Genomic DNA, 22,259 nt, shown 5'->3' with positions numbered 1-22,259 from the left:
TCACTTGCCCGGGCACTCCTTCCACGCCATGTGGTACACGGTGCTGATGTCGCCGTCGGTCGAGTCCATCGTCATGAAACTGACCTTGGACGGCGAGGAGGTGCCCGCGTTCACGCGGACCTCCGTGTTGATGTTGAAGTTGCGCTGAACCCCGCAGGGCGCCCACACCAGCTGGGCCCAGTCCGTGGTGTCGGTCGCCTGCCAGTTGTCGTTGTAGGCGCCGGGGAAGGTGTGCGTCTTGGCGGCCGTCTGCGAGGAGCCCTGGAAGTAGTACGAGGCCCGCTGGACGCCGCTCGCGCCGGCCTGGAGCGAGGCGAAGCCCCGGTAGTCGGCCTCCGCGATGGCGTACGTGAAGCCCTGTGGGACATGGACGATCAGGTTGAGCTGGCAGTTCTTGCGGAACGCCGTGGGGTCGGAGTTGCCGCCGACCTGGGCGAGGTAGTCGCTGTAGGTCACCGTGAACGCGGTGTTGTCCTCGGAGACGGCGACGGCCGCCGTGCCCGCGGGACAGCCGGAGCCGTTCACCGTGGCGACGTTGATGACGATCTTGTCCGGGGGCGGGTCGACGAACCCGCCGGACGGGTTGTGCGCGGGTACCGCCGCGGCGACGAGGGCGGCGACGGCGCCGCCCAGAAGCAGTCCACTTGCCATGGGGGGTCTCTCCTCTGCGCTGAAGTTGAAGCGTGGAGAACCTGTGTGGTTTCTGTGAAGCACCGCGGCGATCGAATCGTAGGGAGCGCTCTGTGACACCGCCAGAGCGAACTCCAGCCATTCCGGTGATGGCCGAACTCACCTGTGAACAGCGTCAGTTGGATGGCTGTCGTCTGGGACCGGCGACGGCGTACGCCGTGCTGCCGACGACCGTGAGGACCAGGGCCGTCCAGGTGCCCGCCGCCGTGCCGGGAGGCAGCAGCATCCACATCGCCACGTGCATCGGCGCACTCGTCGGGGGCGGGGCGAAGAACACCAACGAGAGCCAGGCGAACGGCAGCGTCCATGCGTACTGGCCGCCCGAGAGCGCCGCACCGAGGGCGACCAGGCCCATCAGGCCCGCGGTGTCCCGGACGACGAACGCGGTGGTGGCCATGGACACGCCCATGGTCTGCACCGTCAGCAGCGACGCGGCGACCAACACACCGGCGAGCAGCACGTGCGCCGCCCTGCGGGGAATCCAGCGGATCGCGGCCGTCCGGTCCAGCGCGGGGTCCTGCCCGCCGAGCCCGACCGAGACCGCCATCGCCCCCGTGGTGAGGACGAGCGCGGGCATGCGCGGATCACCGGGCCCCGCGTTCCCGTCCCGAGCGAGTGCCCACAGCGTCACCGCCCCGATCAGCACCTCGGCGAGCGCCGCGGGTACCTGGCGCGAACGCGCGTACAACGTCAGCCATCTCACCGGGACGCACCGCCGGACAGTACGTCGAACGGGTCGCCCTTGCAGGAGAGCGCGGCGGCGCGCATCGCGTTGATCCGCGAGAGCTGCTCGGCCCGTGGAAGTGCCATGAGCTCCTTCCACACCGTGCGGGTCTCGGCTTCGGCCGCGGCGGGCAACCGTGCCGACGGGCCGCCGAGCGGCTTGAGGTCCCCGAGGACCCAGCCCAGCGCGACGGTCCGCGCGTATTCGTCTCCGCCCATGCCGCTCCAGCCGACGGGGATGCACCCCGGCACCATGCCCTTGGCGATCAGGGCCCAGGTCAGCTCCTCGCCCTTCGCGGTGGCGATGAGGTCCTCGTCGAAGTCGAAGAGCACGGTCCTGCGGGACCACCGCGGCGTGGAGCCCTCCGGCAGTACGGCGGTGTTCTCCCGGACCGAGTCCGGCCCCTGATCACCAAGGGCACCGTGCAGCCGGCGCAGCGCCTCCTTGCCGGGGCCCGCGAGGTCCGCGAGCCGTCCCTGCTGCGTCGTCGTCACGCACACCGGGCCGTCGCACACCAGCTCCGCGGCGGCCTTGTCGACGACGTACATCCGGCGCGGGTCGGAAGGGAGGACGAGCAGGGCGATCACCGCACCCGCCAGGACGGGCGTCAGGGCGGTGAGCCGGGCGCGCGGGGTCGCGGCGACGAGCAGTGCGAAGCCGGTCGCGGCCATGCCGAGCAGCCAGATCGTCTGGCCGACGTGCACGGGGGCGGACAGCGTGACGAACGCCTCGCGCACGTCCTCCACCGTCGGTGACAGCAGCGAGACCCGGTTCGGCTCCGTGCTCGTCAATCCGTCCGCCGTGCGCGTCTCCGTCCGGCCCAGGGACATGTGCATGAGGGCGGTGAACACGAAGGCGCCCATGGCCAGCGCGGGCGGGGTGAGCGGCGACGGCAGGGCCCTCGCGGCCCCCATGCCCAGCACGGCCCCCGCGACGAGGAAGAGCACGCCCACCAGTGAGATGGGCAGCCATCCGAGGTGTGTGTACTCGGTGTGGGCGAGCACCTGGACCCCGCCGACGAGGACGAGGAACGCGAAAGCGGAGGCCAGCGTGATCGCCGTCGCGACCGCCAGGGTGGCCGCGCGGTGCCGGGCGGGCCGCGGGGTGCTCGTCAACAGCTCGGACATCTTCGAGCGGTGGTCGCGCAGTCCCTGCAGCGCCCCGAGCCCTATGGTGAGCGGCCACAGGTAGAACAGCAGGGAGCGGGTCTTCATGGCCAGCGGCGTCCACTGGGCCGTCCACGCCGTGGTGCCGCTCCGCCAGGTGTCGTCCAGTAGGTACAGGAACGCCAGCGCCGGTACCAGGACCACGACGCCGGCCCACGGGGCGACCGAACGCCTCAACTCGATACGCAGAACGCGGCCGTTCACCAAGTCCCCCTTCCCTGACCAGGGTTGAGCAGCATGGCCGAATAGCCGCGCTCCAGCGGGCTGTCGCCCTCGTGCTCCGGTCCGCCCGCCGAGGCCAGTTCGTCCGGAGGCCCCTTGAAGACCAGCCGCCCCTCTGCGAAGAGCACCACGTCGGTGCAGGCGGCGGCGACGTCCTCCACCAGATGGGTCGAGACGAGCACGCAGGTGTCCGTACCCAACTCCTGCAGCAGCTCGCGGAAGCGCAGCCGCTGCGCCGGGTCCAGGCCGACCGTCGGCTCGTCGAGGAGCAGGATCGTCGGGTCGTTGACGATGGCCTGGGCGATACCGACCCGGCGCACCATGCCGCCCGACAGGGCCTTCATCCTCTCGTCGGCGCGGTCCGCCAGACCCACGCGCTCCACGGCGCGCTGCACCGCCGCGGGGATGCTCGCGCTGGGCACCTCCTTCAGCCACGCCATGTACTCGACGAACTCGCGCACGGTGAAGCGCTTGTAGTAGCCGAACTCCTGCGGCAGATAGCCGATTCGGCGGCGCACCGCTCGGTGCTCGCCCATGCCGCCCACGGACTCGCCGAGCAGTTCCAGGCTGCCCTCGGTGGGGCGCAGCACGGTGGCCAGCGTCCGGATGAGAGTGGTCTTGCCCGCCCCGTTGGGCCCGAGGAGTCCGTGGACGCCGACGCCCAGCGAGAGGTCGAGGCCGTCGACGGCCATCCGTTTCCTGCCGACCCTGACCTTCAGCCCGGTGGCCTGGATCTCCCAGGCGTAGGCCGTCGGTGCGATGTCGGCCGCGCTCACGGCGGACGTCATGCGGTGTTCCTTTCCCGAGTTCTTCCCGATGGTCATCGATGGGCTCCCAGCAGGGTGTACGCGCCTCTGCGGGCGATCACGACACCGATGCCGAGCGCGAGGATCAGTCCCCACACGGGCAGACCGCCCGTCTGCAGGGCGAAGGTCGTACGGCTGGTGGCCAGGGTCGGCGCCACGACCACTCCGGCCCACACAGCGGCCAGCGCGAAGGCGGCGCGGGTCACACCGATGACACCGCCGAGCGCCAGGGTCGTCGAGGTGAAGGCCAGACAGGGCAGCAACCACTGCACCACCATCACTCCCGTCGCCCAGCCGCCCACCAGCAGCGCGGGGACCACCACACCGAGCACGGACACGGTGCGCCGCAGCACCAGATGGAGCCCGCTCCTGGGCACCGACGCCGTCAGCTCGTAGGCCGGGTCCAGGCCGCGCGACCAGGACGCCGCGACGCCGAGCACGGGCAGCACCGGGGCGAGCAGCAGCACCAGCGAGACCTCGCCGGAGCCGGTGTAGGCCAGGTCGAGCAGCAGGGTCAGCAGCGTCATGCCCACGGCCATGGCCAGCCACGGCACCATCGTGGGGGTCATCCATCTCGACAGCCGTGCCGACCAGCGCCGTCGGCGCGGCATCGTGGCGGTGACCGCGAGTCGGGGTTCGAGGCCGGACCACACGGTGTCGACGAGCCGCGCCACGTCGGGCGCCCCGGCACCGACCGCGGCGGACAGCCGGTCACGGCACACCCGGCACAACTCCAGATGCGCCTCAACGGCCCAGACCTCGTCGGCGGAGAGGTCCGCGCCGCCGCGTACGTATCCCTCGATGATTCGCTTCGACGCGTGTTCGACACTCATGCCAGCGCCCTCCGCATCTCGATACGGGCCCGGCGGGCACGGGTCTTGACCGTGCCCTCGGGCAGCCCGAGCAGGACCGCGGTCTCCCGGACGGACAGCCCGTCGAGCACCATCGCCTGCAGTACCTGTCTCAGCTCCGGTGCGAGGCTCCGCAGCGCGTCCCCGACGTCACCGCCGACGGTCTCCGCAAGCGCCAACTCCTCGGCGGCGGGCGCCACTTCGGGAGGGGCGGCGGTCGGCGGGGGCTCCGCGTGGTGGGCTCTGCGCCGGAACGCGTCGACCAGGCGGCGTGCCGCGATCGTCCACAGCCAGCCGGTGGCCGTCCCCCCGACAGCGGTCCCGGCGAACGCACCTGCCGCGCGCCACACCGCCAGGTAGGTCTCCTGCATGACCTCCGCGACGATCTGCTCGTCCACGCACCGGCGGCGCAGCCGCACCACCATCCACGGCGACGTACGCCGGTACAGCTCCTCGAACGCGGCACGGTCGCCTTTGGCCACCAGCCGGACGAGACGCTCCTCGTCCATCTCGTGCAGCGCTGCTCTGACTGATCTCACACCTGCTAGACGCCCGGCCCCGGCGACAGGTTTTCCCCTCGCCGTGATCCACGTCACACAGTCAGGGGTTCTCCCACGCGGCCGGTTCGGCGGCGAGCCGCTGCACCGGCTCCGGGAGCGCGTCGCCCGCGATGTCGGCGATGGAGACGCCCTCCAGGATCTTGCGGACGTTGGCCCGCAGGGCGATCCACAGCGGGAGCAGCGGCTGTGCGGAGCCGGTGTACTCCAGACCGGTGGGGCGCTCGCCGCGCACCGAGACGATCGGCCCGTCGACCGCGCGGATCACGTCCGCGACCGTGATGGCCGAGGCCTCCCGGGCGAGCCGGTAACCGCCGCCCCCGCCACGCCTGCTGTCGACGATCCCACCGCGCCTGAGGTCGCCGAGAATCCCCTCAAGGAACTTGTGCGGAATGTCCTGGACCGCGGCGATGGCCTCGGCCTTCACCGGCTCCGCGCCCTGCCTCACGGCAAGCTCCAGCACCGCCCGTACCGCGTAGTCCGCCCGTGCAGAGATCCTCATACGACAATTGTGCGGCGTTGGGGCGTAGACAATGGCCACGCCACAATAGGCACACCACTCACACCCACGAACGGACTGGCGCTAGCGCGGCACCACCAGGAGGCGCTCCCTTGGAGCTGAGCAGACGTACATTCAGCGCCCTCGCCGGCACCACGGCGCTCGGCTTCGCGCTGAGCGGCAGTGGTGGGGAGACCACCAGGGCGTACGCCTCCCACAGCGTGCCCACCGGGCCCGCACCGGGCGCGCCCGCGGCCGACCGGGTGCGGCACAAGGTCGGCTACGACAAGTACTCGCTGCTGGTCGACGGCCGGCGGCTGGTGCTGCGGTCGGGCGAGATGCACCCCTTCCGGCTGCCGAGTCCTTCCCTGTGGCGGGACGTCCTGCAGAAGATGCGCGCCCACGGCTTCAACGCGGTGAGTGCGTACGTGGCCTGGAACTACCACTCCCCCGCCCCCGGCCAGTACGACTTCACCGGCGTCCGCGATCTCGACCTGTTCCTGCGCACGGCCACCGAGACCGGGCTGTACGTGATCCTGCGCCCCGGCCCGTACATCAACGCCGAGGTCGACGGCGGCGGCTTCCCGGGCTGGCTCGCGGCGACCGCGGGCCGGGCCCGCACCTCCGACCCGGCCTATCTGTCGCACGTCGACCAGTGGCTGAGCGAGGTCAACGCCATCGCCGCCCGGCATCTGTTCACCAGGGGCACGGGCACGGTCCTGCTCTACCAGATCGAGAACGAGTACGACGCCTTCGTCGACGAGCCCCTCGGTCGCGACTACATGTCCCACCTGTACAAGAAGGTGCGCGCCGACGGGATCGACGTACCGCTGTTCCACAACGACAAGGGCAGGAACGGCTACTGGACCCCGGGCTCCTTCAACACCGGGGGCGAGGAGCGCGGTTGGCTGTACGGCTTCGACGGGTATCCCGATCCGGCGCAGGTGCCGCCGGACTGGGGGGACTTCGGGGAGGGCGGCCTCAAGGGCGGGGCGACGGCCAGCCCCAGTACCCCGGGGTTCATTCCGGAGTTCGGCGGCGGCTGGTTCGACCCGTGGGGCGGGGCCACCTTCGACGGCAAGGGGTACGCCGAGGCGCGGTACACCCGGGACGCGGCCTACGAGCGGCGCTTCCAGCTCACCAACCTCGCCAACGGCATCACCGTGCACAACGTCTACATGACCTTCGGCGGCACCTCGTGGGGCTGGCTTCCCGCGCCGCAGGTCTACACGTCGTACGACTACGGGGCGGCGATCGACGAGGCACGCCGGCAGACACCGAAACTCGCTCCGCTCCACCAGCTCGGCCATCTCCTGGGGACCGTCCCGGACTTCGCCAAGCTGGACCGGGCGGACGCGGTGCGGGCCGAGGACGAGCGGCTGAAGGTGTACCACCTGACCAACCCGGACACCGGCTCCCAGGTGTACGTCGTGCGCAACGACACCGACACGCCGATCACGACGACCATCCCGGCCGCCGGGATCGACGTGGCGTTCACCATCGCCGCCCATGACGCCCGACTGCTCACCGCCAACCTGCAGTTGGGCGGCCGCATCCTCAAGTACGCCACCGCGCAGCCCATGATGTCCCTCAAGGTCGGGCGGATGGACGTCGCCGTCTTCACGGCCCCGCACGGCGAGATGGCGCAGGTCCTGCTGGAGTGCCCGGAGGAGCCGCTGGTCACCCGGGGCGACGCGGAACCCGCGTGGAACTACGACCTGGGCGTCCTCAGGATCACCGCGCCGATGGGCGTCGGCGGCCTTGCCCGGGTGCGGGTCGAGGCCGGCGGCAGCGACACCCCGCTGCTGCTGGTCCTCGCCGACGACGCGGCCGCGCTCCGGCTGTTCCCGGTGGACACCCCGACCGGCCCGGTGCTGGTGTACGGGCCCTCGCTGGTGCGCGGGGCCACCCTGGACGGTGTGACCGCCCATCTCACCGGCGACACCGTCGAGGGAACGGGCATGGAGGTGTGGGCCCCGCGCGGCATCGGCCGGATCACCTGGAACGGACGTCCGCTGCCCACCTCCGTCACCCCCATGGGCAGCCTGCGGGCCGACATGCCGGCCACGCCCGGACAGCTCCCCGTGCCCGCCGTGGGCGCGGTTCGGCTGCCCGCGCTGGGCGGCTGGCGGCGCCGTACCGAGAACTTCGAGTCCGCCCCGGACTACGACGACTCCGGCTGGACGCCGGCCGACCGCAGCAGTTCCTACAGCGTCACGCCGGTCCCGAAGGGCGGGCCGGTCCTCTTCGCCGACGACTACGGCTTCCACTACGGCGACGTCTGGTACCGGGCACACCTGACGGACGCGGACGACCTGGAGTCGGTGTCCCTCGCCTACAGCACCGGCACGCAGGGGCTGCTGATGGCGTGGCTGGACGGTGAGCCGCTGGGCACGCACCGGATGCCGGTGCCGGACAAGAGCACGGCCCGCAAGGGGAGTTGGACGGCGACGGCCACCTTCGAGGTGCCACCGGCCGCCGGGGATTCGCCTCGCGTCCTGTCCGTCCTCGTACGGCGGATGGCGCACGACATGGACGGCGGATCCGCGGACTCGCACAAGGCGGCCCGGGGGCTGACCCAGGTCACCTTCAAGGGCGGTACGCCGAAGGCGAGTTGGCGCATCCGGGGCGAGACGGCACCCGACCCGGTGCGCGGTCCGCTCAACAACGGCGGACTCTACGGGGAACGCAAGGGCTGGCACCTGCCGGGCTTCGCCGAGGCCGGCTGGGAGGCCACGGAGCTGCCGCGCGCCGACCGGCGCCAGGGGGTCACCTGGTACCGGACGACGTTCCGGCTCGCGGTCGACGCCGGCATCGACGCCTCGATCGGCCTCACCCTCGACGACGATCCGAAGCGCGCCTACCGCGTCCAGATCTTCCTCAACGGCTGGAACATGGGCCAGTACGTCAACGACGTGGGCCCGCAGCACACCTTCGTCCTGCCGAACGGCATCCTGCGCACCCGCGGCACCAACACCCTGGCGCTGGCGGTGCTGTCCGACGGGACGACGGAGTCGGGGCCCGGGAACGTACGGCTGACGGCGATGGGCGCCTCGGCCGGAGGAGTGCCGGTGACACCGGTGGACTCCCCCGGCCGCTGAACCGTCAGGCCAGCCGGATCACGTTCCAGGACAGCGGCTCAAGTACGGCGGTGAGGGTGCCGTCCTTCAGCGCGGTGCCCTCGGCCGCGTGCGGGGCGACCCGCTCGGGGGCGTCGAGGGTGTTGCGGGCGTCCGGGTCGGCGTCCGCGAGGACGCTGTGCTCGACGACACTCGTCAAGTCGAGCCCGTTCAGGGCGACCTCGAGCGGCAGCGGGTCGTTCTGGCTGCGGTTGACGGCGAAGACGGTGACCGTGCCGTCCTCGGCGCGCACGGCCGTGGCGTGCAGGAGGTCGGTCTCGCCGAACTTCTTCGTCTCGTACGTCGGTGAGTCGACCCGTACGTCGAGGACCTCGCCGCGGCCGTACTGCGAGGCCTGGGCGAACGGGAAGAACGTCGTCTGGCGCCAGGCCGGGCCGCCCGGCTCGGTCATGATCGGGGCGATCACGTTGACCAGCTGGGCGAGACAGGCGACGGTGACGCGGTCGGCGTGCCGCAGCAGGGCGATGAGAAGCGAGCCGAAGACGACCGCGTCGAGGACGCTGTAGTTGTCCTCCAAGAGGCGGGGGGCCTCCGCCCAGTCCCGCGCGCCGGAGTTCTCGATCTCGTGCCACTCCGACATGTACCAGACGTTCCACTCGTCGAAGGAGAGGTTGATCTTCTTCTTCGACTTCAGCTTCGCGCCGATGTGGTCGGCGGTGGCGACCACGTTCTCGATGAAGGACTCCATGTCGACGGCGGAGGCCAGGAAGGAGTCGAGGTCGCCGTTCTCGGGCTGGTAGTAGGCGTGCAGGGAGATGTAGTCGACGAGGTCGTACGTCTCGGCGAGGACCGTTGCCTCCCACTCGGCGAACGTGGGCATGGACTGGCTGGAGGAGCCGCAGGCGACGAGTTCGACGCCCGGGTCGATCTGGCGCATCGCGCGGGCCGTCTCGGCGGCGATCCGGCCGTACTCCGTCGCCGTCTTGTGGCCGGTCTGCCAGGGGCCGTCCATCTCGTTGCCCAGGCACCAGAGGTTGATGGCGAAGGGGTCCTTGTCGCCGTGGGCGCCGCGGAGGTCGGAGAGGGCGGTGCCGGAAGGGTGGTTGGCGTACTCCTGGAGTTCCAGGGCCTCGGCGACACCGCGAGTGCCGAGGTTGAGGGCCATCATCGGCTCGGCCTGGGGGCCGACCTTCTTCAGGAAGGCGATGTACTCGGAGAGGCCGAAGCGGTTGGTCTCGGTGGAGCGCCAGGCGAGGTCGAGGCGGCGGGGGCGGTCCTCCACCGGGCCGACGCTGTCCTCCCACTTGTAGCCCGAGACGAAGTTGCCGCCGGGGTAGCGGATGGCGGTGACGCCGAGTTCGCGGACGAGGTCCAGGACGTCGGTGCGGATTCCGTCCTCGTCCGCGGAGGGGTGGCCGGGTTCGAAGATGCCGGTGTAGACGCAGCGCCCGAGGTGTTCCACGAAGGAGCCGAAGATACGGGGGTTGACTTCGCCGACCTTGAAGGCGGGGTCGAGGGTGAAGCGGGCGGTGGGCTTGCTCATGGGGACCTTTCAGGAACGGAGTTACTTGACAACGGGCCAGTCACGCACCCAGCCGAGCCTGTTCAGACCCAGCTTCGGTGTGCCGTTGTCCTCTGCGTCGTAGTAGTGGTACGCCAGCCAGTCCTGGCCGCGGGTGCGGAAGACCGACTCGCCTCCGGTGCCGATGTACCTCCCGTGCCCCGCCAGCAGCAGGTCGCCGCCGCCCTCGAGGAGCGGCTTGCCGGTGCTGTCGACGTACGGGCCCGTGATCGAAGTGGATCTCCCGACTCTGATCTTGTACGTGGAGTTCGCTCCCGCACAACAGGCGTCGTAGGACGCGAAGAGGTAGTAGAAGCGGCCGTGCTTCACGACGGACGGGCCCTCGACCGCGTACGGGGCGTCGGGGCGGGTGGCCAGGTGGTGGACGGTGGCACCGGGGAGGGCCTTCCCGGTGACCGGGCTCAGCTCGACCATGCGGATGCCCGTCCAGTACGAGCCGAACGACATCCACAGCCTGCCGTCCGCCCCGACGACCGCCGGGTCGATGGCGTTCCAGGAGTCGGTGGTCTCGGAGGCAAAGACCTTGCCGTGGTCGGTCCAGGTGCCGGGCAGGCCGGAGGGGGAGGTGGCCACGCCGATCGCGGAGTGGTTGGTGCCCCAGGACGAGACGGCGTAGTAGAGCCAGTAACGGCCCGCGCGGTAGGAGATGTCCGGGGCCCAGGGGTCACCGGTGTCGTTGTACTCGTACCACCAACTCGGCGGCTCCGCGAAGGCGTTGCCGGCGTCGGTCCAGTGCCTGAGGTCCTTGGACAGCCGGGCGCCGATCACACCGCCGGTCGAATAGGCCGCGTAGCCACCGGACTTGAGCTGGATGACCGTCGGGTCGTGGATGATCTGCTGGCCGCTGACCGGGAGCGGGTCGGGGTAGGTGACGTCCGCCTGTGCCGTGGTCGGGAGCAGGGCGATGAGGGCGGCGGTCAGAAGGGTCACGTATCTCAGGCGCTTCAAATCGGGCTCCTTACTGACCGGCCAGCCCCGTGTGGGCGACGCCCGCCACGATCTGGCGCTGGAAGAAGACGAACACGATGATCAGCGGCAGGCCCGCCATGAGGCCGCCGGCCATGAGCTGGGCCCACTGGATGCCGTAGGAGTTCATGACGGTCGCGATGCCGTTCGGCATGGTCATCAGGTCGGGGTTGTTGGTCACCATGTAGGGCCACAGGAAGTTGTTCCAGGAGGCGATGAAGGTGAAGATGCCGACCGCCGCCAGGGACGGCCTCGCGAGCGGGACGACGATCGTGAAGAAGACCCGCCAGCGGCCCGCGCCGTCGATGAAGGCCGCCTCCTCAAGCTCGCGCGGGACGCCCTGGAAGAACTTGTAGAGGATGTAGACCATCGCGGCCGGCGCGCACTGCGGCAGGATCATGCCCCAGTACGTGTCGACCATCCCCATCTGCTGGACCGTGGTGAACAGCGGGACGCCGAGCACCGCCGGGGAGATCATCAGGCCCGACATCACGATGCCCATGAGCACGCTCTTGCCGCGGAACTCGGTGCGGGCGAAGCCGTATCCGGCCAGCGCGCTGACCGTCAGCACGACGGAGGTGACGCAGACCGACACCACCAGCGAGTTGATGAACCAGTTGGTGATGTTTCCGGTCTCCCACAGCGCCTTCCACGCCTGGACCGTCCAGACCTTCGGCAGCCAGTGCGGCGGGATCTCGGCCGCCTCCGCCTCGGACTTGAGGGAGGTGAACAGGGCCGCGGCGATCGGCGCCACGAACACGGCGGAGACGGCGACGCCGAGCAGCGTGAGGATGATCTGGCTGGGCGTCCAGGGCTTGCGGGGACTCTTGCGGACCTGTACGGCGGTGGTCATCGGCCGCCCTCCTCACGGGTGCGCAGCAGCCACATCCGAGCCAGGGCGACGACTGCGATGATCACGAAGAAGATGATGGACATCGCGGAGGCGTAGCCCACGCGGTAGCTGGTGAAGCCCTGTTCGAGGGTGTACTGGACGAAGGAGCGGGTGCTGACCTCCGGACCCGGCCCGAAGTCCATCATCACGACGGCCTGGTCGAAGAGCTGGAGCGAGGCGAGGACCTGGAGCGCGATCACCAGGCCGGTGATGTTGCGCAGCATCGGCAGCGTGATGTGGACCATGCGATGCCAGGCGTTCGCGCCGTCCAGCTTCGCGGCCTCGTAGAGGTGGCCGGGGATGCCCTGGAGGGCGGCGAGATAGAGCAGGAAGCTGAAGCCGACGGTCCACCACAGGGTCTCGATGACGATGGCGAGCATCGCGTACGACTTGTCGGTCAGCCAGGGCGTGCCGAGCCCGAAGGTCTCGTTGATCAGGCCGATGCCCTGGGTGAACAGCCACTGGAACATGTTGGCGGCGACCGTCGAGGGCAGCAGGAACGGCACGAAGAAGCACAGCCGCCACAGCCACTTGCCGCGCTCGATGTGGTGGGCGAGCATCGCGAGCAGGAAGGCGAGGACCGTGATGCACGGGACGACCAGCAGCGTGAAGTACGCGCTGTGGCCGAGCGCGTCCCACATCGCCGAGTCGCCCAGGGCCTCGCGGTAGTTGTCGAGGCCGACGAAGCTCGCTGCGTCGCCGGAGATGTTGGCGTCCGTGAAGCTGAGGTAGACCCCGCGCAGCAGCGGCCAGATCACGAACAGCGCGAAGAGCGCGAGGAACGGGGCGACGAACCAGCCGCCGTGCTGGAAGCCCTGCTTGCGGCGGAGAGTGGCGCTCGCCACGGCGGTCTTCGCGCGCGCCGGTGCGACGACGGTCTGAGCGCTGGTCGTCATGCGACCGCACCTCCCTGCGCGGCGGTCCTGCCGTCCATCGGGTTCTTCGAGGCGAGGAGCTTGGTGAGATGGTTCTTCATCGTCTGCGCGACCTTGTCCGGCTTGGCGGAACCCATCGTCGAGGAGACGACGACCGGGCCGAGGTCCTGGGCGAGCACGCCGGTGGAACCCGCGAACCACACCTTCGGCTCGGTGGCCTGGTGGTCCATGGCGCTGACGTACTCGTTCTGCGGGGTGAGCTTCTGGTACGCGGCCGTGGAGAGCGTCGGCGTGTACGCGGGGATGTGCCCGCCGGCCGCCCACTGGAGGGCGTGCGTCACGACGTACGCGGCGAGTTCGTGCGCGGCCTCGTTGGTGGCGCCGCCGCGGCCCGCCTGATGCGGCAGGACGAAGGCGTGCGACTCGGCGTGGGTGGCCCGGCGGCCGAAGACGGGCGGCAGCGGGGTCGCGCCGTAGTCCAGCTTCGCGCCGGAGAAGACCGGCACGGACCAGTTGCCCTCCCAGGTGAAGGGGGCGCCGTTGATGAACTGTTCACCGGTGGGGGCGCCGGGGATGACGTACCCGTCGGTGACGTGCCTGCGGAGGAACTCCAGTACCCGGGTGGCCTTGTCGGGGTCGAAGAGGACCTCGGTGTTGGTTTCGTTGAACCACTTGCCGCCGAGCTGGGTGTAGAAGGCGACGAAGAACCACCACTGGAAGTTCTGGTCGTTGGTCCACAGACCGATCGTCTGAAGCCCCTTCTTCTGGGCGGCCTTGGCCTTCTTCAGGACGTCGAACCACTCGTCGGTGGAGGTGACCGGGATCATCCGGCCGTCGTCGCCGAGCAGGCCCGCCTTGCCCAGTACGTCCTTGCGGTAGAAGCAGAGCTGGACGTGGATGTCGAGCGGGAGGGCGTAGAGCTTGCCGTCGATGACGCCGCGCTTCCACAGCGCGGGGTTGTAGTCCTGCTCCCGTACGCCGTACTTGGCGAGCAGGCCGACGTCCCACGGGTCGAGGAGGCGGCCGGGCGAGAAGCCGGTGACCCGGCCCATGTGCATGACGCCGAGGTCGGGTGCGCGGTTGCCCGCGGCCGCCATGGCGAGCTTGGTGTAGAAGGGGTTGCCCCACTGGAGCGTGGAGTCCTTCACGTCGATGTCCGGGTTGGCCTTGCGGAAGGCGTCCAGCATCGTGATCATGTTGGCGCCGTCGCCGCCGCTGAAGAGGTTCCAGTAGCGCACCCGGGTGTCCGCGCCGGAGGCGAGCGCGTCGGCGCCGGTACCGAGGGCCGCGAAGCCGAGACTCGCGGCGACGCTCAGTCCGCCCGCCGCGGCGAGAAGTTGCCTGCGGCTCAGGTCAGGTCGTCCCATTCCCTGCCCCATCTGTTCGATATCTCGAATTGCGCTCGTAACTTCGAACGGGACCGTAGGCAGGAAGCGCTTTCCAGTCAATGGCCCGAGCAGCAAAATCGGATCGCGTGACGGGACAGGGCCGGGCGCGTAGTCTCGAACAGCCCGTCCTACGGCGGCGGGAGAGCTCAGGGGGTGGGATGGACATCGCGGGCGCGCGCAGGAGTGCGGCCCGGATCGCCTCGGCGCTACGACGCACCCGTGCGACCTCGGCCATGCGCGATCTGGTCTCCCACCTCACCGCCGCGGTTCGGGCCAGACCCCGTCCCCCGGCCGACGTGCCCGAGCTGTGCCGGGCCCTGTGCCAGGAGATGAGCGCGCGCCGCGGCGGGCGGCCCGTGGACCTGCGCTTCGAGCGGTTCCCCGACGAGATCGCGGTGACCGGACTGTGGGTGGAGTTCCAGGACTTCGACCTCGTCATCGTGGAGGAGCGGGCCGAGGAGATGCAGCAACTGGTCATACTGGGCCATGAGTTGTGGCACCTGCACGCGGGCCACTCGCACCATCACGCGGCCGCGGCGGACGCGCTGGCCGGCCGGCCAGGCTGGGACTCCGTCGCCCTGACCGTGGCGGCCCGCAACGGCTCCCGCGAGGCGGACGAGGCCGAGGCCGACGACTTCGGGCACCGGCTGGCAGCGGCGTTCTGGCCCTACGCGTCGGGGCGGGGCGGCGACCGTGCCGCCGCCGACCCGGTCCAGAGGTCCCTCGGCTACCGAGGCCGCGGAGGCGGGACCCGGTGACCGCTCCACAACTGGCCGACGGACCGGCCGCGTTCCTCACCGGCCTGTCCATCTCCTTCTGGCTGCCGGGCCTGGTCCTGGGCGCGGCCCTGGCGATCAAGCTGCCCAGCATCGTCAAGCTGTGGCGGGACCCTCTGCTGCGTGCCGTAGGCGGTGTGCTGCTGCTCGCCTGCGCGGTGTTCGTCTTCGCGGCCCCGAGCACCATCGCCTGGACCAACCGGGTCACCGGTGTACCCAACATCGCGGCACCCTGGGTGTACTCCCTGATCACCGCGCTGTCCGCGTCCTGGCTGCTGCTGGTGGTGCACTGGCGCAACGGCCACACCGACCGCCGGGAGCAGACGCGCCGTGCGACCCGGTGGGTGGTCTCCGTCTACACGGCCGTGGTGGTCGCGCTGTGGGTCCTGTTCGCGCTCGCCGACGTACCGGTGGAACAGATCCGGGACCTGGACACGTACTACGCCACCACCCCCTTCATGCGCGAGGAGATCCTCCTCTACCTGACCGTGCACACGGCAGCCTGCCTGATCACCGCCCGGCTCATCTGGACGTGGATACGCACCGACGGACTCGACGGGTGGCTGCGCTGGGGGCTGAGGTTCCTGAGCGTCGGATACGTCACCAACCTCCTCTTCAGCGCCGCCAAGTTCACCGCCATCACGGCCCGGTGGACCGGGCACGACCTGGACTGGCTCAACACCAACATCGCGCCGTCCGCCGCCTGCGTGGGCGCCACCATGGTCGCGACCGGCGTCATCGTCCCGCACGCCGGACAGTACCTCCAGGGGCGCTGGCTGATCCGCCGCCGGTGCCGGACCCTCAAGCCGCTGGCCCGGCTGCTGCGAACCGTCACCGGCCGCCGTGAGCCGCTCGCCCTGTGGGCCGCCCCCGAGATCCGCCTGATCCGCCGCGAGACCTACATCCGCGACGCGCTCCTCCAGCTCTCCCGCCGCCTCGACGAAGACCTGCGGCGGCAGGCCCACGACGCCGCCCTCGCTCTCGGCGCCGCGCCCGACCGGGCCCAGGCCCTCGCCGCCGCCGTGACGATCCTGGAGGCCGTCGAGACCGGTCGGCACGCCACGGACGGCGACGACACGACGGCTTTCGACACCACCTACCTGTTGCAGGAGATCCACGCCGTCTCCGAGGCCCTGCGCAGTCCCGACGAGATCACGGCGGTGCGCAGCCGCGCCACCGTCCCGGCAGAGAGCATGTCCACGCATGAGTACAGCGTCTTCCCGGGGGACACCCCCCGGGCCCCCGGCAGGAAAGCAGGCCGGCGAGGATGACCGGCGTGACCGCCGGGAGGCGAACCTGACCGAGCGTCCCCGCTCCGCCACGGTCGCCGTCGTCCTCGGGGGGTCACACAGCGGCATGCTCGCGGCCGCCGCCCTGGCCGGGCTCGCCGACCGGGTGATCCTCGTGGAGCGCGACGTCCTGCCCTCCGGGCCGGCCTCCCGCAAGGGGCTTCCGCAGGCCCGCCACGTCCACCAGCTGTGGTCCGGCGGGGCGATCGCGTTGGAGGAACTGCTGCCGGGTGTGACGCGGCGACTGCGGGCAGCGGGGGCACACCGGCTGCCGGTGACCACGGACATGGTGGCGCTGTCGCCGAGGGGCTGGTTCCGCCGCTGGCACGAGTCGCACTTCATGCTGCTGTGCAGCAGGGACCTGCTGGACGCCACGGTGCGGGCCCAGGTGCTGGCCGACGACCGGATCGAGCTGCTCGAAGGCGCCGAGGTGCTCGGGCTCGACGGCACGGGCACGGCCGTGACCGGCGTCCGGGTGCGGGTGGCCGGCGCCGAACGCACCCTGCGCGCCGACCTGGTGGTCGACGCGACGGGCCGCTCCTCACGGACCCCGCGCTGGCTCACCGAGCTCGGCCTGCCCACCCCCCGCAGCCGCACCGTGGACCCCGGTCTCACCTACGCCAGCCGCCGCTACCGCGCCCCCGAACTCGCCCGCGACGGCTACCCCGTCATCAGCGTCCAGCCCGACGCGCGCTCCGGGCGGCCGGGACACGGCGGTGTGCTGCTGCCGATCGAGGACGGGCAGTGGCTGGTCACGCTGTACGGCACGCGCGGCGGCGAACCCTCCGCCGACGCCGCCGACTTCGCCCGGTACGCCCGTGCGGAGCTGCGCCACCCGATCGTCGCCGACCTCGTCGAACGGGCCGAGCCGCTGACGGACGTGGCGCTGACCAGGACGACCGCCAATCACCGCCATTACTACGAGCGGATGCCGGTGTGGCCCGAGAACTTCGCCGTGCTGGGCGACGCCGTCGCCGCGTTCAACCCGGTCTACGGGCACGGCATGTCGGTGGCGGCCCAGGGCGCGGTGGCCCTGCGGGCGGTGATACGACGGCATGGCTGGGGCGCGCCCGGTCTGTCCCGTCGTATCCAGAAGGCGATCGCCCGGCCGGTCGCGGCCGCGTGGGATCTGGCGATAGGGCAGGACGTGTTCTACCCGGGCGCCACGGAGGAGGGGCCGACGGCGCGGGACCGCCTGGTGGCCGCGTACGTCGACCGGCTGATGTACACGGCCACCGGCAACGGCCGTATCGCCCGCCGCGTCACCGACGTGACGTCGCTGGAGCGGCGGGCCGAGGTGTTGCTCGCGCCGAGTGTCCTGTTGGCGGCGGCGGTCGGCCCGTTGAAGCCGACTCTGACCGAACCGCCCTTGACCGCCGAGGAGTTGAAGAAGGCGGACCTGCAGTAGTCAGCCCGCGAACGGCTGTTGCGCCACGCCCTTCCCGGCCCCCGGTACCACCAGCAGTGAGCCCGCCACGGGGTGCGGGGCGTCCAGTCCCACCCGTGCGGTCGTGATGTACAGGTCGGTCAGGTCCGGGCCGCCGAACGCGCACGCGGTGACCCGCGGGGTCGGCAGGGTGATCACGTGGTCGAGGGTGCCGTCGGGGGTGTAGCGGCGGACCGCTCCCCCGTCCCACAGGGCGACCCAGACGCAGCCGTCGGCGTCGACCGTGAGCCCGTCGGGGAAGCCGGCGCCGTCCTCGATCACGACGAAGGGCCGGCGGTCGGAGAGCCGCCCGCCCTCGTGGTCGAGGACGTCGACGCGGCGGGTGGGTGAGTCGATGTAGTACATGAGCCGGCCGTCCGGGCTCCACCCGGTGCCGTTGCTGACGGCCACGTCGTCGAGGACGGTGCGGTGCGTGCCGTCACCCGTGATCCGGGACAGGGTGCCGCCGCCCGGTGCCTCGTCGTAGCGCATGGTGCCGGCCCACAGAGAGCCGTCGGGGGCCACGGCGGCGTCGTTGGCCCGGCGGCCGGGGACGGGCTCGTGGTGGAGCCAGCGGAAGGAGTCGTCGGGGTCCAGCAGGGCCACGCCGTCCCGGAGGTTGAGGACGAGTCCACCGCCCGCGCGCGGCTTGACGGCACCGATGTGCTGGTCCAGGACGCGGACCGTGCGGTGGCCGGAGACGGGGTCGTAGGTGTGGAGCCGGGCGCCGAGGATGTCGATCCACAGCAGCCGCTCGCCGTCCCACGTGGGCCCCTCGCCGAGGGTGGCCTCGGCGCGTACGGCGACGTCGTACTTCGTGAAGCGGGTCATCCCACGCTCCGGTAGCCGAGGCGCTCGGACAGCTCGGCGGCGCCCTTGGCGGCGAGCTGCTCCAGCTCGCCGCGGCGGTCGTCGCTCCAGCGGATCATCGGCACGGAGATGGAGAGCGCGGCGACGACCTGCCCGGTGCGGTCGCGGACCGGGGCGGCCACGCAGGACACGTCCGGGTTGGACTCACGGTTCTCGACGGCGACCCCGCGCCGGCGGATCTCGTCGAGGGCCTCGCGCAGGGCGGCGGGGTCGGTGATGCTGTTGGGCGTCATACCGGTGAGCGGGGCGCCCTCCGGGATACGGGAGGCGAGCTGCGGCTCCGGGAGGGAGGCGAGGAGCATCTTGCCGACGGAGGTGCAGTGGGCGGGCAGGCGCCGGCCGGCGGCCGACACCATACGCACCGCGTGCGTCGAGTCGACCTTGGCGATGTAGATGACGTCGGTGCCCTCGAGGATCGCCACGTGTACGGTCTCGTCGCAGGTCTCGGCGACGGACCGGGCGACCTGCTGGCCCTCGGCGGCGAGGTCGAGCTGCTCGGCGTACCGGCTGCCGAGCTGATAGGGCCGCACGCCGAGCCGGTAGCGTCCCGGCTGGCCCGGGACCTGGACGATGTACGACCGGGCGGCGAGAGTGGTCACCAGCTCGTGCACGGTGGTGCGCGGCAGCTGGAGCCTGCGCACGATGTCGGGGGCGGAGAGCGTCCCGTCTCCGTCGAGGAAGAGCTCGAGAATATCGAGAGCCCGGGTCACGGCAGGTACGAGGCGTCCCACAACCGGTCCCTCCCTTTGCGTCTAAGGCGTCTGCGTTCGAAATTTCAACAGACGATCGGCATGACGAACACAGGCTAGCGACAGGCTGTTTCCTCGGGCAATGGTCATGCGGGTGACGAAGTCGCCATCGGGCGCGTTTCCGCAGGAAGGGCAGGGGTGCGAGCTGCCCGTTCCCGGGTGTTCGTGTGCGACACGTCACATTGCGTGGTGGCCTCACGGTTGGCCGGGACGGCCGCCGGTCACGCCAGCTCTCCCCGCAACCGCCGGGCCCGCAGCACCAGCTCCAGCTCGAACCGCCGGTCCGGGTCGTCGATCTCGTCGCCCCACAGTTCCCGGATCTGGCGGAGGCGGTAGCGGACGGTCTGCGGGTGGACGCCGAGGCGGGCCGCCACTTCCGGGGCTCCGCCCCTTGTCTCCAGCCAGGCGAGCAGGGTTTCCGCGAGGCGGCGGCCGTGGGTGGGGCCGCAGTGCCGGAGGGGGGCCAGGCAGCGCAGGGCCAGGTCGTCGATCAGTTCCTCCGGCTGGAGCAGGACCAGGGCCTCGGTGTGTTCGGTGCAGTACAGGACGTCCCCGGCGGGGAGCAGGTCGCGTTCCATCAGGCGTACGGCGGCCTCGGCCCAGCGCAGCGACTTCGCCGCGCCGGCGAGCGGGACCGGGGGTCCTATCGCGCCGGCCCAGCCGGTCAGGGCCCGGTGCAGGAGCTCGGGGCGGCCCGCCGCGCCCGGTTCCGGGACGACCATGCGGGGCTGTTCGTAGTCCATGTCCAGGAGGACGCCCTGGCCCACCGCGGGGGGCACCGCCTCACGGGCCGGACGGAGCAGGACGCCGACCGCCACCTTCTTCGGCAGGGGCCAGCCGATGCGGGCCGCGCGTTCCGTCAGCGCGTCCGCCGGATCGCCCCGGTGGCGTTCGGCCAGGAGTAACTCCATCAGGCGGCGCTGCAGGCGCAGGCGCTCGCCCGCCTGGCGGGCCGCCGCCTCCGCGTAGCCCCGGACCGACTGGTCGACCAGTCCGTCCAGGTACTCGTAGCCCGCGTCCACCAGCTCGTACATCGCCGGCGGCGGGATCTCCACGCGCTGGCCGATGTCGGCGAACCGGCGCCAGGCCAGACGTACGCCCATGCGGTAGATCGCCTGGAGGGAGTCGAGGCTGCGGCCGTTCAGGCCCTCACCGCGGCCGAACTCCTGGAAGACGCCAGGGGGGACCGTGGGACGGCCCTCCGCCGTTTCCAGGTGCTGGACGAAGACCTCGATCGCGCGGCGGATGCCGACCAGCGCCATCGGTTCGCCGGACTCGTCGAGCACCACCGGCAGATGCGGGTACTCGCGGCGGATCTCGCGCAGGATCTCCTCCGCGAGGGCCGGCGCCTCGGCCATGGCGATGGCCGCGAAACGGCGGACCTGGAGGCGGGGGACGTCGTGCCAGGCCGAGCGGGTGTGCACGGTTGCCGGGCGGGCGGCCACGGGTCAACTCCCCTGGTCCGTCTGCTCGTAGGTGATCAAGGGGGTGTTGGGCTGCTCGGGTGTCGCCTCCAAGAGCGCGACGATGCCGAGCGCGGCACCGACGGCGAGCAAAGCGGAGACCACGACGGTCAGTGCGGCGGCGAGCAGTCTGGACATCGCAGGGGCAGCCTCTCTCGAGCGGCTCGATCCGGCGTACGTCCCCACCCGGAACCCGTCCGGTACCCACCCTGCCTGAAGCCCCAGTGTCGACAGCACATTGACAATCCGTCAAGACATTGACACCCCGCGCCAAGACGCCTACGGTCTCCGGCCCATAGAGCGGCCCGAACTCCGTCAACTCACGCCACTGGAGTGTCCGGATGCGCCGTACAGCCTCTCCAATCTCCCTGATCCTGCTGGGACTCGGCACGTTTCTGCTGGTACTGGCGCCACTGCTCGCCTGGTACGTGACTCCACGGGCCGCCCTGAATCCGATCAACATCGACCAGACCGCCGTCTACCGCGGCACGGGCAGCGTCTTCGACACCGAGCAGGTGAAGACCGTCCGCGACCAGCGGATCACCGTCACCCAGCGGGTGCGCGGCGACGTCGAGGACAGTGAGCGCAGCGACGGAGCCGCGGTGTGGGACGTCACCACCACCGTCGACACCGACAAGTCGCTGCCGGCCGCCGACCCGCACGACGCCCTGGAGTTCGTCCCGCACCGCTGGGTCATGGACCGCAAGACCACCAAGCCGGTGCACTGCTGCGGCGAGAAGCCGTACATCGAGGGCGAGGCCTATCTGAAGTTCCCCTTCGACGTGCAGCGACGCTCCTACCAGTGGTGGGACAACTCCCTGGGCTCGACGGTGACTTTGCGTTACCAGGGTACGAAGAAGGTTCAGGGGTACACGGGTTACCGGTTCACCGGCACGGTCGCCCCGGCGAAGGTCGGGACACGGCTGGTGCCGGGCACGATCGTGGACCAGCCCGGCCGGCCGCAGGTGCTGGCCGAGGAGTGGTACTCCAACCACGGCATCGAGCTGGTCGTCGACCAGCGCACCGGCCGGGTGGTCTACGCACAGGTGGGCCCGAAGCGCACCCTGCGCGCTCCCGGCGCGAAGAAGGACGCCGTGGTCCTACTGGACAGCCCGAAGATCGCGTTCACCACCGCGACCCAGAAGGACGCGGTGCGGCTGGCCAAGCGGGACAGCGGCCAACTGCGCGCGGTGGGCGAGACGTTGCCGATCGGGGCGGCTGTGGCTGGATTCGTACTGGCTGCCGTGGGGGGCGTTTTGGTGGTACGGGGACGCAGACGCCCCGAGTCCACCGATATGAGGGATACGCCCGAGCCCGTCCTCACGATGTGACTGGACGTCAGCTCTAATAAGCCCGGAAATTGTCACGTGGGTGAGTAGCCACGGCGT

At 70.8% G+C, this 22,259-nt stretch carries 21 protein-coding genes; 5 read left to right on the top strand and 16 right to left on the bottom strand.

Going from position 1 to position 22,259, the window contains the following annotated elements; all coding sequences use genetic code 11:
• The 7 genes from BFN33_RS08065 to BFN33_RS08035 all read right to left on the bottom strand — a co-directional run bounded on the left by BFN33_RS08065 (position 1) and on the right by BFN33_RS08035 (position 5,518).
• Positions 1–651: a DUF4360 domain-containing protein gene (locus BFN33_RS08065; protein ID WP_069759214.1), complete on the bottom strand. Its 651-nt coding sequence runs from the start codon at positions 649–651 to the stop codon at positions 1–3.
• Positions 652–805: 154 nt separating this feature from the next.
• A complete protein-coding gene (locus tag BFN33_RS08060) occupies positions 806–1,393 on the bottom strand; it encodes a hypothetical protein (protein ID WP_069759213.1) in 588 nt (195 codons plus the stop codon).
• Positions 1,390–2,784 carry a hypothetical protein gene (locus BFN33_RS08055; RefSeq protein WP_069759212.1) on the bottom strand — a complete coding sequence of 465 codons (1,395 nt, stop codon included), beginning with the start codon at positions 2,782–2,784 and terminating at the stop codon, positions 1,390–1,392. Before BFN33_RS08055 ends, BFN33_RS08060 begins: the two co-directional genes overlap by 4 nt.
• The gene (locus tag BFN33_RS08050) at positions 2,781–3,590 is read right to left on the bottom strand and encodes an ABC transporter ATP-binding protein (protein ID WP_256122686.1); all 810 of its coding nucleotides are present in this window, start codon (positions 3,588–3,590) and stop codon (positions 2,781–2,783) included. Before BFN33_RS08050 ends, BFN33_RS08055 begins: the two co-directional genes overlap by 4 nt.
• A gap of 32 nt (positions 3,591–3,622) precedes the next feature.
• A complete protein-coding gene (locus BFN33_RS08045) occupies positions 3,623–4,441 on the bottom strand; it encodes a zf-HC2 domain-containing protein (RefSeq protein ID WP_069759210.1) in 819 nt (272 codons plus the stop codon).
• Positions 4,438–4,968, bottom strand: coding sequence for an RNA polymerase sigma factor (locus BFN33_RS08040; RefSeq protein WP_088245284.1), 531 nt, complete (start codon positions 4,966–4,968; stop codon positions 4,438–4,440). The genes BFN33_RS08045 and BFN33_RS08040 overlap by 4 nt, the downstream gene beginning before the upstream one ends.
• Before the next feature lie 91 nt (positions 4,969–5,059).
• A complete protein-coding gene (locus tag BFN33_RS08035; protein ID WP_069759208.1) occupies positions 5,060–5,518 on the bottom strand; it encodes an Rrf2 family transcriptional regulator in 459 nt (152 codons plus the stop codon).
• A gap of 110 nt (positions 5,519–5,628) precedes the next feature.
• Between BFN33_RS08035 and BFN33_RS08030 the strand changes: the two genes are divergently transcribed.
• Entirely contained in the window at positions 5,629–8,616 is a 2,988-nt protein-coding gene (locus tag BFN33_RS08030) for a beta-galactosidase (RefSeq protein WP_069759207.1), read from the top strand.
• A 4-nt stretch (positions 8,617–8,620) separates the two neighbouring features.
• Here the strand turns inward: BFN33_RS08030 and BFN33_RS08025 are convergent, their stop codons facing one another.
• Genes BFN33_RS08025 through BFN33_RS08005 form a run of 5 tightly spaced genes read right to left on the bottom strand, consistent with a single transcriptional unit; the run spans position 8,621 to position 14,277 of the window.
• A complete protein-coding gene (locus tag BFN33_RS08025; protein ID WP_069759206.1) occupies positions 8,621–10,138 on the bottom strand; it encodes an alpha-N-arabinofuranosidase in 1,518 nt (505 codons plus the stop codon).
• A gap of 21 nt (positions 10,139–10,159) precedes the next feature.
• Positions 10,160–11,125, bottom strand: a complete 966-nt coding sequence (locus tag BFN33_RS08020) for an arabinan endo-1,5-alpha-L-arabinosidase (protein WP_069759205.1) — start codon at positions 11,123–11,125, stop codon at positions 10,160–10,162.
• A gap of 10 nt (positions 11,126–11,135) precedes the next feature.
• On the bottom strand, positions 11,136–11,996 hold the full coding sequence (locus BFN33_RS08015; protein WP_069759204.1) for a carbohydrate ABC transporter permease: 861 nt from the start codon (positions 11,994–11,996) through the stop codon (positions 11,136–11,138).
• Entirely contained in the window at positions 11,993–12,931 is a 939-nt protein-coding gene (locus BFN33_RS08010; protein WP_069759203.1) for a carbohydrate ABC transporter permease, read from the bottom strand. The genes BFN33_RS08015 and BFN33_RS08010 overlap by 4 nt, the downstream gene beginning before the upstream one ends.
• Positions 12,928–14,277 (bottom strand): extracellular solute-binding protein, encoded by a 1,350-nt coding sequence (locus tag BFN33_RS08005; protein WP_069759202.1) that lies wholly within the window; start codon positions 14,275–14,277, stop codon positions 12,928–12,930. Before BFN33_RS08005 ends, BFN33_RS08010 begins: the two co-directional genes overlap by 4 nt.
• A 179-nt stretch (positions 14,278–14,456) precedes the next feature.
• Here BFN33_RS08005 and BFN33_RS08000 point away from each other — a divergent pair, with 179 nt between their 5' ends.
• The 3 genes from BFN33_RS08000 to BFN33_RS07990 are packed head-to-tail and all read left to right on the top strand — an operon-like array spanning position 14,457 to position 17,771.
• Positions 14,457–15,056: a toxin-antitoxin system, toxin component family protein gene (locus tag BFN33_RS08000; protein ID WP_079140719.1), complete on the top strand. Its 600-nt coding sequence runs from the start codon at positions 14,457–14,459 to the stop codon at positions 15,054–15,056.
• Positions 15,053–16,345 carry an MAB_1171c family putative transporter gene (locus tag BFN33_RS07995; protein ID WP_256122685.1) on the top strand — a complete coding sequence of 431 codons (1,293 nt, stop codon included), beginning with the start codon at positions 15,053–15,055 and terminating at the stop codon, positions 16,343–16,345. Before BFN33_RS08000 ends, BFN33_RS07995 begins: the two co-directional genes overlap by 4 nt.
• Positions 16,346–16,370: 25 nt before the next feature.
• On the top strand, positions 16,371–17,771 hold the full coding sequence (locus BFN33_RS07990) for an NAD(P)/FAD-dependent oxidoreductase (RefSeq protein ID WP_256122705.1): 1,401 nt from the start codon (positions 16,371–16,373) through the stop codon (positions 17,769–17,771).
• On the opposite strand, the gene BFN33_RS07985 is transcribed toward BFN33_RS07990, so the two are convergent.
• The 4 genes from BFN33_RS07985 to BFN33_RS53070 all read right to left on the bottom strand — a co-directional run bounded on the left by BFN33_RS07985 (position 17,772) and on the right by BFN33_RS53070 (position 21,009).
• Positions 17,772–18,620 (bottom strand): SMP-30/gluconolactonase/LRE family protein, encoded by an 849-nt coding sequence (locus tag BFN33_RS07985; RefSeq protein WP_069759200.1) that lies wholly within the window; start codon positions 18,618–18,620, stop codon positions 17,772–17,774.
• The gene (locus BFN33_RS07980) at positions 18,617–19,390 is read right to left on the bottom strand and encodes an IclR family transcriptional regulator (RefSeq protein WP_069759199.1); all 774 of its coding nucleotides are present in this window, start codon (positions 19,388–19,390) and stop codon (positions 18,617–18,619) included. Before BFN33_RS07980 ends, BFN33_RS07985 begins: the two co-directional genes overlap by 4 nt.
• Before the next feature lie 239 nt (positions 19,391–19,629).
• On the bottom strand, positions 19,630–20,853 hold the full coding sequence (locus BFN33_RS07975) for a CdaR family transcriptional regulator (RefSeq protein ID WP_069759198.1): 1,224 nt from the start codon (positions 20,851–20,853) through the stop codon (positions 19,630–19,632).
• Between the two features lie 3 nt (positions 20,854–20,856).
• Entirely contained in the window at positions 20,857–21,009 is a 153-nt protein-coding gene (locus BFN33_RS53070; RefSeq protein ID WP_176742338.1) for a hypothetical protein, read from the bottom strand.
• A gap of 203 nt (positions 21,010–21,212) precedes the next feature.
• Here BFN33_RS53070 and BFN33_RS07970 point away from each other — a divergent pair, with 203 nt between their 5' ends.
• Positions 21,213–22,202, top strand: a complete 990-nt coding sequence (locus tag BFN33_RS07970; protein WP_069759197.1) for a DUF3068 domain-containing protein — start codon at positions 21,213–21,215, stop codon at positions 22,200–22,202.
• The last annotated feature ends 57 nt before the right edge of the window (positions 22,203–22,259 follow it).

The organism is Streptomyces sp. LUP47B (assembly GCF_001746295.1).
Lineage (GTDB): Bacteria > Actinomycetota > Actinomycetes > Streptomycetales > Streptomycetaceae > Streptomyces.
Note: the sequence above shows the minus strand (reverse complement) of the source record. Positions and strands in the feature narration are given on the sequence as shown.